This is a genomic window from Pseudomonas sp. SBB6, from assembly GCF_024213215.1.
GTDB classification, from domain to species: Bacteria; Pseudomonadota; Gammaproteobacteria; order Pseudomonadales; family Pseudomonadaceae; genus Aquipseudomonas; species Aquipseudomonas donghuensis.
This window is the reverse complement of record NZ_JANAVH010000010.1, coordinates 219,449-231,045: the sequence shown is the minus strand read 5'-3', so window position 1 is coordinate 231,045 and position 11,597 is coordinate 219,449. Positions and strand designations below refer to the sequence as shown.

General features: G+C 63.9%; 12 protein-coding genes and 4 pseudogenes. 2 read left to right on the top strand and 14 right to left on the bottom strand.

Going from position 1 to position 11,597, the window contains the following annotated elements; genetic code table 11:
• From NLX68_RS19880 to NLX68_RS19825, 12 genes and pseudogenes are all read right to left on the bottom strand, one after another.
• Positions 1-413: transposase (locus NLX68_RS19880; RefSeq protein WP_254285483.1), on the bottom strand; the 413-nt coding region annotated here is incomplete at its 3' end.
• Between the two features lie 151 nt (positions 414-564).
• Complete coding sequence (locus tag NLX68_RS19875) at positions 565-1,236, bottom strand: GntR family transcriptional regulator (RefSeq protein WP_254285482.1); 672 nt, start codon at positions 1,234-1,236, stop codon at positions 565-567.
• Between the two features lie 93 nt (positions 1,237-1,329).
• Positions 1,330-1,852, bottom strand: a pseudogene (locus NLX68_RS19870) (zinc ribbon domain-containing protein).
• Between the two features lie 2 nt (positions 1,853-1,854).
• Positions 1,855-2,607, bottom strand: coding sequence for a GntR family transcriptional regulator (locus tag NLX68_RS19865; RefSeq protein ID WP_010223866.1), 753 nt, complete (start codon positions 2,605-2,607; stop codon positions 1,855-1,857).
• Positions 2,607-2,996 carry a carboxymuconolactone decarboxylase family protein gene (locus NLX68_RS19860; protein WP_254285481.1) on the bottom strand — a complete coding sequence of 130 codons (390 nt, stop codon included), beginning with the start codon at positions 2,994-2,996 and terminating at the stop codon, positions 2,607-2,609. Before NLX68_RS19860 ends, NLX68_RS19865 begins: the two co-directional genes overlap by 1 nt.
• A gap of 4 nt (positions 2,997-3,000) precedes the next feature.
• Positions 3,001-3,285, bottom strand: a pseudogene (locus NLX68_RS19855) (flavin reductase family protein); the annotation flags it as partial.
• A gap of 12 nt (positions 3,286-3,297) precedes the next feature.
• A pseudogene (locus NLX68_RS19850) lies at positions 3,298-4,430 on the bottom strand (aldehyde dehydrogenase family protein).
• Positions 4,427-5,076 (bottom strand): annotated as a pseudogene (locus tag NLX68_RS19845) (alpha/beta fold hydrolase). The pseudogenes NLX68_RS19850 and NLX68_RS19845 overlap by 4 nt, the downstream one beginning before the upstream one ends.
• 26 nt (positions 5,077-5,102) lie before the next feature.
• Positions 5,103-5,693: an amino acid synthesis family protein gene (locus NLX68_RS19840; protein ID WP_254285490.1), complete on the bottom strand. Its 591-nt coding sequence runs from the start codon at positions 5,691-5,693 to the stop codon at positions 5,103-5,105.
• 124 nt (positions 5,694-5,817) lie between these two features.
• Positions 5,818-6,864 carry a class I SAM-dependent methyltransferase gene (locus NLX68_RS19835; protein WP_254285480.1) on the bottom strand — a complete coding sequence of 349 codons (1,047 nt, stop codon included), beginning with the start codon at positions 6,862-6,864 and terminating at the stop codon, positions 5,818-5,820.
• A gap of 91 nt (positions 6,865-6,955) precedes the next feature.
• Entirely contained in the window at positions 6,956-7,822 is an 867-nt protein-coding gene (locus NLX68_RS19830) for an alpha/beta fold hydrolase (RefSeq protein ID WP_254285479.1), read from the bottom strand.
• Positions 7,823-7,851: 29 nt separating this feature from the next.
• Positions 7,852-8,907, bottom strand: coding sequence for a sugar phosphate isomerase/epimerase (locus tag NLX68_RS19825; RefSeq protein ID WP_254285478.1), 1,056 nt, complete (start codon positions 8,905-8,907; stop codon positions 7,852-7,854).
• Between the two features lie 110 nt (positions 8,908-9,017).
• Here NLX68_RS19825 and NLX68_RS19820 point away from each other — a divergent pair, with 110 nt between their 5' ends.
• Positions 9,018-9,614 (top strand): TetR/AcrR family transcriptional regulator, encoded by a 597-nt coding sequence (locus tag NLX68_RS19820; protein ID WP_254285477.1) that lies wholly within the window; start codon positions 9,018-9,020, stop codon positions 9,612-9,614.
• 1 nt (position 9,615) lies between these two features.
• Here the strand turns inward: NLX68_RS19820 and NLX68_RS19815 are convergent, their stop codons facing one another.
• Together NLX68_RS19815 and NLX68_RS19810 are read right to left on the bottom strand one after the other, a co-directional pair.
• Positions 9,616-10,212 (bottom strand): DUF4157 domain-containing protein, encoded by a 597-nt coding sequence (locus NLX68_RS19815; RefSeq protein WP_254285476.1) that lies wholly within the window; start codon positions 10,210-10,212, stop codon positions 9,616-9,618.
• Entirely contained in the window at positions 10,199-10,753 is a 555-nt protein-coding gene (locus NLX68_RS19810) for a TetR/AcrR family transcriptional regulator (RefSeq protein ID WP_254285475.1), read from the bottom strand. Before NLX68_RS19810 ends, NLX68_RS19815 begins: the two co-directional genes overlap by 14 nt.
• Before the next feature lie 91 nt (positions 10,754-10,844).
• Here NLX68_RS19810 and NLX68_RS19805 point away from each other — a divergent pair, with 91 nt between their 5' ends.
• Positions 10,845-11,576: an SDR family oxidoreductase gene (locus NLX68_RS19805; protein WP_254285474.1), complete on the top strand. Its 732-nt coding sequence runs from the start codon at positions 10,845-10,847 to the stop codon at positions 11,574-11,576.
• Positions 11,577-11,597 lie beyond the last annotated feature (21 nt).

Here is an 11,597-nt window from a genome sequence, read left to right as displayed (position 1 = left end):
CGAGACTTCAGGGCATCGTCGGTGTCTGTAGGCTCTACTGGGATGATTTTCTTTGGCACTTTGACAGGCATTCTTCGCTTGACGGTGATCAGGGCGGTAGGACGATCACTGTAATACTGCCGCTCCCAAATGCCTATCTGAGACGACTGGCCCAGGCCAAAGTGTGCGGCGGTTTGGCGAAGGGACAGGCGATGCTCACGCCTGTGTGCTAACACGTTCAGCTTGAAGGCAGTGCTATACCGCTGACCCGTTGAGCGCAGGCTGGCACTGGTGTGGGTCTGATAAATCGCGACCCACCGACGCAGCAGGCTGAAATCGATGCCGAAGTGTTGGGCTACCTTTCGAAAGCCGTGGCTGCCTTCCAGATAGGCTGTGATGGCTGTGAGCTTGAAATGCTCTGAGTACTTGCTCATAACTCCCCCAAGGGTTGGATTGGTGTCCAACTTCTTGGGGGCAGTCCACCACTGTGGGAACCGGCGTTGCCGGCGATGAGGCCGGTAAATTCAGTACGGCAGGCGGGGCTGGCAAGGCCAGCTCTCACAGGTCCAGTCCATTAGATTCCTATTATTTGCTCGGCGGCAGGTGCTCGAAGAGGGTCTTGCAAACGCCGGCGATGTGTTCGTCGAGCAACCTGACCGCGAGCTCGACATCCTTGGCCCGGCAGGCGTCGAGGATGTCGCGGTGTTCGTGGTCGGCGCGCTCCTTGCCTGCCGACAGGCTCATCTGCATGCGCAGGTAGCGCTCCAGCTTGTCGTTCACCGAGCGGATCATGTTGACCAGGAAGGGGCGCTGCGCCGGTTCGTACAGGCAGGCGTGCAGCTCCCAGTTAAGCTCGGCCCAACGGCCGACGTCGTTCTCGCCGACGAACTCCTGGCAGATGCGTTCGGCGCGGGCGAAGGTCGCTTCGGTCATGTTCGGGATGGCCAGGCGCAGGGCCTTGTCTTCGAGCAGCATGCGTACTTCGAACATCTGCGCCAGCTCCGACTCGGACATGCGCGTGACCATCGCCCCGCGATTGCGCTGGAACATCACCAACCCTTCGGCCTCCAGGCGCTTGAGTGCTTCGCGCACCGGGATCTTGCTGACGTTGAACTGGCGGGCGATATCGTCCTGGCGGATTGGCTCGTCTTCGGCGAAGTGCCCGGCAATGATTGCATCGCGCAGGTGGCGGGTGATGATTTCCGAAGTCGAAGGCGTGTTGCCCAGGTCCGGGGCGTTGAGGCGGGGTACGGTCACGGTGGCGTCGTCCGAAGTTATTTCTGGATATGGTATACGAAACTGGCCGGGTACGGCGCCGGATATGCCCGACGGACAGCGCTGGCGGCGGGCCTAACGAATGAAATGCACCTTGCCGGTGTCGTCATTGCCCATGTAGATCCCGTACACCCCGGCCTCGCGCTCCTCGATGTAGCGTTCGAGAATCTGTCGGATCGCCGGGTAGTAGATCTCGTCCCAGGGGATGTCTTCGGGGGCGAAAAAGCGGTAGCCGAGGGTCTCCGGGACGTACTGGCCGGTGATCTCCAGGGCGATGGCGCGAAAGATGATGTACACCTCGCTGATGGTCGGCACGCTGAAGATCGAGTAGGGCGAGATGATCTCGCCGCGCACGCCGCTTTCTTCCCAGAGCTCGCGCAGCGCCGCCTGCTCGGTGGTCTCAAAGCTTTGGGATTGCCCGCTGGCACAGCAGGTACTTGCCGTCGTGCTCGATGATGCAGCCGGCGATGATCTTCGGGTTCACGTAGTGAACATAGCCACAGGCGCTGCACAGCAAGCGCTCGTGGGTGTCGCCGCTGGGCCGTCCCTGGTGCAGCTCGGCAGTGCAATGCGGGCAGTAACGCGGGACGGCGGGCATGGTCAGCGGCCTATGCGGGGTTCTTTGAGGGCAATGGGCGCGGCGATGTCGCGCACCTTGCTGTTGTCGTTCTGTTTCAAACGCAGGTAGTCCAGCGCCACCTTGGCGGCGGCGCGTACGTGATCGACCGAAGCCTGGTGGGCGGCCAGCGGGTCGCCGCTCTTGATCGCCTCGACGATCTTTTCCATTTCCTGGTTGCTGGCGCCGCGGCGGTTTTCCTGGGACACCGACGTCGCTCGCAGGTAGCTGATGCGTGCCTGCAACTGGCGCAACTGGGTGGCGGCAACGTGGTTGCCCGAGCCTTCGAGCAGCACGTCGTAGAAGCCCTGCACCGAGTCGATCACCTGTTGCAGCTCACCTTCCTGCAGGGACTTGCGGTTGACTTCCAGGGCCTTTTCCAGGGCGCGGATGTCCTTGGCCTTGGCGTTCAGGGTGAACAACTGAACGATCAGGCCTTCGAGCACGCAGCGCAGCTCATAGATGTCGCGAGCGTCTTCGAGGGTGATGATGGCTACCCGTGGGCCCTTGGCGTCGGCGAACTCCACCAGGCCTTCGGACTCCAGGTGGCGCAGTGCTTCACGCACCGACGTACGGCTGACGCCGAGGCGGTCGCAGAGGTCGCGCTCGACCAGGCGGTCGCCCGGCAGCAGCTGGAAGCTGATGATCGCCCCGCGCAGTTTGTCGAGGACGATTTCACGCAGGGTGACGGGGTTGCGGTTGACCTTGAAGCTGTCGTCGAGGGGCTGGCGTTTCATCATCGGTGCTCGGCAGAGGGCTGTCGCAGTTGAACAGCCCGTCGGTATCGGGTGGGCTCCGAGTCGGCCTCGGCGAAGGCTTCGCGGGCCAGCCGGAAACTGTCCACGGCTGCGGGCACACCGCAATAGATACCGACTTGAAGCAGGATTTCGCGTATTTGCTCACGACTCAGACCGTTACGCAAGGCGCCGCGTATATGCAGCTTGAGTTCGTGTGGGCGGTTGAGTGCGGAAATCATCGCCAGGTTGATCATGCTGCGCTCCTTGAGCGACAAACCGTCGCGGCCCCAGACATGCCCCCAGCAGTATTCGGTGACCAGCTCTTGCAAGGGCCGGTTGAAGTCGTCGGCGTTCTCGATCGATTTGTTGACGTAGTCCTGGCCCAGCACCTGGGTACAGTTCGCACTCGATGATCGCCGTGGCGTTGCCCAGCTCGCTCAGGTGCCAGTCGATGCCCTTGGCCTTGTCTTTGCCCTTGCCGGCGAAAGCGTAGGCTTCGGCGGTTTGCCCGGCGGCCAGCAGGTGAATGGCGAATTGCTTGCTGTCACGCAGGATCGGGTAGGTGTCGGAGGCGTAATTAGGGCAGAACAGCACCAGCGCCGGGTCGAGGGTGGTGACCACGGTGACGCCGGACGGAAAGGAGCCCATCACGTCTTTGTAAATGCCGGGTTCGATCATGGACTGGCGCTCCTAACGCATGACAAAGGGGTCGGGCATGGGCGCGGTGGAGAGGTTGATCCACACCGTATTCAGCTCGGTATACGCCAGCACCGAATCGATGCCGCTTTCACGGCCGTCTCGGCACGCTGGCCGCCCAGGCGCAGGGTGGCGCCTTCGGCCTTGGCCGCGGCGACCAGGTTTTCGACCACGGCCAGTTGCTGGGCGGTAGCCATCGGGCCCATTTCGCTGCTTTCATCCTGCGGGTTGCCGATCTTGATGCGTTTGGCCCGTTCGATCAGGCGCTCGACGAATTCATCGAAGATCTCCTCCTGCACCAGCAGGCGCGAACCGGCCACGCAGCTCTGCCCGGAGGCGGCGTAGATGCCGGCCACCGCACCATTGACCGCGCTGTCCAGGTCGGCGTCGGCGAAAATGATGTTCGGCGACTTGCCGCCCAGCTCCAGCGACAGCTTGGCGAAGTTCTCGGCGCTGCTGCGCACCACATGGCGGGCGGTGGCGGCGCCGGTGCTCGGGCCGTAGCCGGTGACAACGTTGACCACCCCGGGCGGGAAGCCGGCCTCAAGGGCCAGGCGCGCCAGTTCGAGGATGGTCGCCGAGGCGTGTTCGGACGGTTTGATGACAATGGTATTGCCAGCCGCCAGGGCCGGTGCGAGCTTGATCGCGGTCAGGTACAGCGGGCTGTTCCAGGGGATGATCGCCGCCACCACACCGATCGGTTCGTGCACGGTGTAGGCAAACAGGTCGGGCTTGTCCAGCGGCAGGGTGCCGCCTTCGAGCTTGTCGGCAAGGCCTGCGGTGTAGTGGAAGAACTCCGGCAGGTAGCCGACCTGGCCGCGGGTCTCGCGGATCAGCTTGCCGTTGTCACGGCTTTCCAGCTGGGCCAGGCGTTCTTTATGGTCGCTGATCAGGTCGCCCAGGCGGCGCAACAGCTTGCCCCGGGCAGTGGCGGTGATGCCGCGCCAGGCAGGGCTTTCGAAGGCTTTTTGCGCGGCGTGCACGGCCAGCTCGACATCGGCTTCAGCGGCATCGGGCAGTTGCGCCCAGGCCTGGGCGGTGGACGGGTCGAGGCTGGCGAAGGTCTTGCCGCTGAGCGCATCGCGCCACTGGCCGTCGATGCACATCTGGAAAGGTACAAGTGTCATGCAACGATCCCCTTGGCTGAATCGGAGAGGGTTCGGGTGTGCCCGAGAAAGTCCAGGAGCATCTGGTTGACCAGGCGCGGCGACTCTACTCGTAGGTAGTCAGGTAACCCTGCGGATCGTTGCTGGCCAGGGTCTGGCGAATAGCGGCGATCTGCGCGGGGTTGGCCGCCTGGTATTCGCGGCTGAACCAGCGCGCCAGGGCTGCTTCGGCATTGGCGTCGGGGCTGTGTTCGGCGGCCTGGGCAGTGCGTGCAATCACCCCGGCGCGCTGTTCGGCGCTGCGGTTGAACACGCTGTTGAGTACCACCAGCGCGGCCAGGCGCTGTGGGTAATGCAGGGCGAAGGCGCGGGCCACCAGGCCGCCCATGGAGAAGCCGATGATGGTCGCCTGAGGTACTTGCAGGTGTTCGAGCAGCTCGGTCAGTTGCGCGGCATAGCCGGGCAGGCCGGTGCCTGCGGCCGGGCTGTGGCCATGGCCGAGCATGTCGTAGGCGATTACCCGGTAGTCGCTGGCCAGGCCAACGATCTGCCCGCCCCACATTTCTTTGTTCAGGCCCACGCCGTGGATCAGGACCACGGGTTGGCCTTGGCCGGTCGCCAGGTAACTGGTGCCGGCCGGGGTGCGTTCAGCAGTAGGCTGAATCATCGGTCGCTCCTAGGGCGTCATTATTGTTATTGCGCTTTTTCAGCGGCCAGCTCTTCCAGGTCGATGTAGCGGTTGCCAATGCGCGGGTGCAGGCGGCCACCGTCGGCGCAACCGAGCACCACGACGATCTCGTCGGCGCGCGGGGCGTCTTCGATCTGCATCTCCAGGGTGATGTAGTGCGAACGCAGGCCTTCGTCGTCCTTGTGCATCATCGGAATCTGGATCGAAGTGCCCGGGCCGCCGCGCTTGTTGGTGAAGCTCAGGTAGCTCTTGGCCTTGACCGCTTCGCGGTAGTGGTTGCCAAAACGCAGGGAGTGGATCACCGCCGAGGCGTGTTCGATCTCGCCATCGGCGCCGACCACGGCCGCTTTGCCGTACGCCTCGATCTTGTCGGCACCGCCGATGGCCGCGCACAAGCGCTCGACCATCTGGGCGCCGAGGTCCGAGCAGTTGGCGCGGATTTCGGGTTTCAAGTCTTCGACAAAACCGCGACCCAGCCAGGGGTTCTTGATCACCACAGCCAGGCCGACCATGGTCACCGGTTTGTCGCTGGCCTTGCCGCCTTCAATCAGGGTCTGTTCGCTGTAGGTGACGATCTTGCGGATTTCGAAACTTATTGTCTTATGGTATACCATGATATTTGGCGCGCAAGGGCATGCTGCAAATTTCTCTGCTTGGGGGACAGGTGGGAGGTAGAAAAGCATCGCGGGGCAAGTCGAGTCGTCGCCCCGCGATCAGCGCTTACTTGCGCGCTTCAAGAATCAAATTGAACGGCGTCTCGGTCGCCCGGCGAAAGCGCTTGAACCCGGCCTCTTCAAACACTGCCCGCAGCCTCGCTTCCCCCGCCTGGGCGCCAAGCCCCAGGCCAACTTCCTGAGACAGCGAGTTCGGCGTACAGATAAAGGTCGAGGCGGCATAGAACAGTCGCCCGACCGGCGTGCTGTTTTCATCCAGGGTGTCGTTGGCATACGGCTCGACCAGCAGCACCGTGCCATCGGCTTTGAGCGACTCATAGGCATGGCGGGCAGCGCCGACCGGGTCGCCCATGTCGTGTAGGCAGTCGAAGTAGCAGATCAGGTCGTAGTCGTTGCCGGAGAAGTTCTTGGCGCTGGCCTGGACGAACTCGGTACGTTCGGCCACCCCCCCTTCGGCAGCACGTTGGTTGGCGATAGTGATGGACGGGCCGTGGTAGTCAATGCCGCTGAAACGCGAGGCCGGGAACGCCTGGGCCATGATCACTGTCGAGGCGCCGTGGCCGCAGCCGACATCGGCGACCTTGGCCCCGGCCTGCAGCTTGTCGATTACCCCGGTCAGGCTCGGCAGCCATTCGGCCACCAGGTGAGCACGGTAGCCGGGGCGGAAGAAGCGCTCGGTGCCGCTGAACATGCACGGGTGATGGTCGCCCCAGGCCAGGCCGCCATCGCCGCGCATCGCGGCGACCAGTTTGTCTTTGTCATGAAACAGTGCGGCGATCACCGAGGCGCCGCCAGCCGCGTACACCGGTGAATCTTCAATGGCCAGGGCCATGGCCTGTTCTTCCGGCAGGCGAAAGCGCCCGTCGCTGTGTTCCATGTATCCGGAGGCTGCCTGGGCGCTCAGCCATTCGCGTAGCAGGCGGGCATTGCAACCGGTCTTGTCGGCCAGTTGTTCGGGGCTGATGAATTGGCTGTCGGCCATGGCCCGGTACAAACCGAGCTCATCACCGAGGATCAGGTTGGCAAGCATGGCGGCGGCACCCATGTCGGTCACCAGCTTGCCCATGAAGTCATTGAGTCTGGCTTCGTCCATTGCGTGTTCTCCTGCAGAAGTCCAACGTCAACGGGGTTGCCAGCGGGGCCGGCAACCTCGGGCCAATATGTTGCGGGGGCAACTTTTAAGTCTAGTTCGCTTCGAAGAACGCCAGCACTTGTGTGCTGAACGCTTCGTCCGCTTCTTCCATGACGAAGTGCCCGCAGTCGGCGATGACGCTGCCACGCAGGTTGTCGGCATGGGCCTGCAGGGTCTGTAATGGCACCTCGCCAGTAGCATGCTCGGCGCCGATGGCCAGCACCGGCATGCCCAGGCGTTTGCCGGCGCGTTGGCGGTTCTGGGCGATGGTCTGGCTGATCGAGCGGTAGTAGGCCAGCCCGCCACTCAAGCCGCCGGGCTTGCTGTAGGCCTTGATGTAGGTATCGACGGCAACGCGGTCGACATGGTGCGCCCAGCGCTCGAACATGAACGTCAGGTAGCGGTCCTCGCGGCCAGTGATCAACGCTTCGGGCAAGTCCTGTAGCTGGTTGAACAGAAAGTGCCAGATGAAGATGTTCTGCTCGGCACTGACAAAGATTGGCGGCGCCTCGGCCAGGCCTGGAATCACCGCTTCGCTGAGCACCAACTGGCTGACGGCGTCGGGGCAGTCGCTGGCCAGCGCGTAGCCAACCCACATGCCCACGTCATGGCCCGCCAGCCGGTAACGCTGATGCCCCAGTTGGCCCATGGCCCGGTGCAACAGCGCGGCGATGTTGCCGGTGTCATGGCCTTCGGCGGCCGGGTCGGAGAGGCCGGTGCCCGGCAGGTCGACGGCAATGGCCTGGTACCCCTGGCGGGCCAGGGCTTTCATCACATGCCGCCAGGCGTACCAGGTCTGCGGCCAGCCCGGGATCAGCAGCACCGGCTGGCCGCGGCCCAATTGCACGCAATGCAGGCGGCGGCCGGGTTCCAGGATCAAATAGCGATGTTCGAAGTCGGCTTCGGGGGTTACTGACATCTGTTGCACTCCATGTGAAAGAGAGGGATTCAAGCCAGGCCCAGCAGGGTCCGGATCTGTTGCGGGTCGACCGGCGCGCCGGCGAAGTCGTCGAAGGTACGGGTGGTGACCTGGATGATGTGCTCACGGATGAACGCTGCGCCTTCGCGGGCACCGTCTTCCTGGTCCTTGAGGCAGCATTCCCATTCCAACGTGGCCCAGCCGGGGAAGTCGTACTGGGCCAGCTTGGAGAAGATCGCCTTGAAATCGACCTGGCCATCGCCCAGGGAGCGGAAACGCCCGGCCCGTTCGCTCCAGTCGCAGTAACCGCCGTAGGTGCCCTGGCGGCCCGTTGGGTTGAACTCGGCGTCCTTGACGTGAAACATGCGGATGCGCGCGTGGTAAATGTCCAGGTAGTCGAGGTAGTTCAGTTGCTGCAGGACGAAATGGCTGGGATCGAACAGCAGGTTGCAGCGCGGGTGTTGGTCCACCAGGTCGAGGAAGCGTTCGAAGCTGCTGCCGTCGTGCAGGTCTTCGCTGGGGTGGATTTCGTAGCAGAGGTTGATGCCGTGTTCTTCGCAGGCATCGAGGATTGGCCGCCAGCGCCGTGCCAGCTCTGCAAACGCCGCCTCGATCAGGCCCGCCGGGCGTTGCGGGAAGGGGAACAGGTAAGGCCAGGCCAGCGAGCCGGAGAACGTGCCGATGTCGGTCAGGCCCAGGCGTTGCGAGGCCTTGATTGCCAGGTGCAGTTGCTCCAGTGCCCAAGCGGTGCGCGCCTGGGGGTTGCCGTGCAGGGCGGGCGGGGCGAAGTTGTCGCACAAGGCGTCGTAGGCCGGGTGTACCGCGACCAACTGGCCGAGCAGGTGGGTGCTCAGTTCGCTGACCTGCAGGCCGTGGTCAGCAAGCATGCCGCGCAGATCATCGCAGTAAGTCTGGCTTTCGGCGGCACGTTCCAGGTCAATCAGGCGCCGGTCCCAGGCCGGCACCTGCAAGGCCTTGAAACCATGGCCGGCAGCCCAGCGGGCGATCTCGGGGAGGCTGTTGAAGGGGGCTTGCTCCGCGCTGAACTGGGCCAGGTGCAGGCTGGGTCCTTTGAGGGTACGCATGGTGATTTCCTATTGTTTGTCGATCGACAAACAATAGGGCGGCAACAGGCTTGCGTCAACTGTCTTGCAGGGTAGAATCCGCCACACCTGATTTGATGGACACACAACCCATGGCCGGACGTCCCCGGGAATTCGATCGCGACCAGGCCTTGCACAAGGCCCTGGCGACCTTCTGGCAATACGGCTACGAAGGCACTTCGATGGCCTTGCTGGTCAGTGCCCTGGGCATTGCCTCGGCGCGCATCTACGCCGCCTTTGGCAGCAAGGAGCAGCTGTTTCGCGAAGTGGTGGCGCTGTACTTGGCCGAGCAGGGCGGCTTTGCCGAGCGGGTCATCAACCGTGGCCTGCCGGTGTGCCAGGCGCTGGAGCAGATCCTCCTCGATGCCATCGCGACCTACACGGCGGCGGACGGCCCGCGTGGCTGCCTGGCGGTGTCATCGACCGCCAGCGGCGGGCCGGATATCACCGGCGTGCTCGACTGGATGAGCGAGCTGCGCCGCCAGCGCACCCAGTCGATCATCGACCTGCTGCAGCAGGCCCACGGTCGTGGCGAACTCAAGGCCGATGCCGATCCGCAGGCGCTGGGCGACCTGTTTGCCACCTTGCTGCACGGCATTGCCATCCAGGCCCGCGATGGCATTGCCGCGCCGCGCCTGCAGGCGATGATCACACCGGCGTTGAGCGCGCTGCGCGCCGCCCGGGCCTGATTCAGCGCGCCTGGCCGGAGGCCCGTTCCCGCAGGGCCTTGCTGACATTCGCCTGGATCTTGTAGGCCGGCGCTTCGACCGCGTCGAAGTCGCGTGAATAGCGCCGGGCGAATTCCGCCACCCCCCATTGCTGGTACTGCTGCACATGGTGCAGTTCGTGGGCCCAGAGCGCGACGTTGTCCTGGGCGTCGGCTTCGTTGCGAAAGACGATGATGTCGATCAGGGTCACGGCGTTGACGTCGGGGTTTTGCAGCAGGGCATTGGCGCTGTCCAGCGCCTCTTGGTCGCCAACCTTGTAGCGCGCGGCATCGAGCACCTGGAAGTCATAGAACGGCTCGAGCTGGGCACGGATGTGCAACGGGATCGGCAGCACCGTGCCGGCCGCCGCGGTGTCGCGTGCCTGTTGCAAGGCCATGGCCAGGGAGCTGCTGGCCATGCGCCCGAGGTCGTCGAGCACGGTGCCGGCCTGGCCGGGGTCGATGGGCGAGCAGATGCAACTGCCCAGACAGATTTCATACTGGCCGACCGGGCAGGCGGCGAGGGCGGTCAGCGGGGTGCTCAGGGCAAGGCTCAGCAGTAGCGACTCAAGGGGCTTCATGCAAGGCCCCGGTAATAAAGTCGCAGGAGGCCTTGAGCACGTCTTGCTGAATCGGCTCGCTGGCCAGCATGCGCGCAATCACCAGAGCGCCCACGCACTGGCTGAGCAGCGCCCAGGCCAGGGCCGGGTCTTTCAGGGTCTGCGCCCAGGCGTGCTGCAGCTGGCACAGCCAGTGTTCGGCTTCGGCGCGCACCGGTAACTCGGCGCGGGCGATCTCCGCGCCCAGGGCCGGAATCGCGCATCCGCCTTCGACATTGTGCAAATGGGCCATGCTCAGGTACTGCTCCAGGCAGCGCTCCAGCCGTGCGCGGTTTATCGGTTGCTGGGCGATGGGGCTCTGTGACAGTTCGCGGCGCACCACTTCGCTGAACAGGTCGTCCTTGGATGGGAAGTGGTTGTAGAAGGCGCCGCCGGTCAGGCCGATGGCCTTCATCAGCCCGGCCACGCCGGTGCTGCCGAAGCCCCCGCGCTTGGCCAGGGCGCCGCTGCTTTCCAGCAATTTTTGCCGGGTTTGTTCCTTATGGGTGGTGGAGTAGCGCACGCCGACAATCTCCGCTGGGCTGGCTTGACGAAGCCTGGATCATAGCATAGCGTTCGTTTACTAAATGATCGTTTACTAATGGAGGCGACAGATGACCCAAGGCAAGAAGGTGGTACTGGTGGTAGGGGCCGGCGATGCAACCGGCGGCGCGATTGCCAGGCGTTTTGCCCGCGAGGGGTATGTCGCCTGCGTGACCCGGCGCAGCGCCGACAAGCTGCAGCCGCTGGTGGACGAGATCCGCGCCGCCGGTGGCGAAGCCTACGGTTTTGCCTCGGATGCGCGCAAGGAAGAGGAGGTCGCGGCGTTGGTCGAGGAGATCGAAAGCAGCCTTGGCCCGATCGAAGCCTTTGTCTTCAATATCGGCGCCAACGTATCCTGCAGCATTCTCGAGGAGACCGCGCGCAAGTACTTCAAGATCTGGGAAATGGCCTGTTTCGCCGGCTTTTTGACCGCTCAGGCGGTCGCGCGGCGCATGGTCACCCGCGAGCGCGGGACTATCCTGTTTACCGGTGCCACCGCTGGTTTGCGCGGCGCTGCGGGTTTTGCCGCCTTTGCCGGTGCCAAGCACGGTATTCGCGCCCTGGCCCAGAGCATGGCCCGCGAGCTTGGGCCGCGCAATATCCATGTCGCCCATGTGGTGGTGGACGGGGCCATCGACACCGCGTTCATCCGCGACAGCTTCCCCGAGCGATATGCGCTCAAGGACCAGGACGGCATTCTCGACCCGCAACACATCGCCGATAGCTACTGGTTCCTGCACAGCCAGCCTCGCGATGCCTGGACCTTCGAGCTCGACCTGCGGCCGTGGATGGAACGTTGGTAAGCCCCTCACCACAACAAGAAA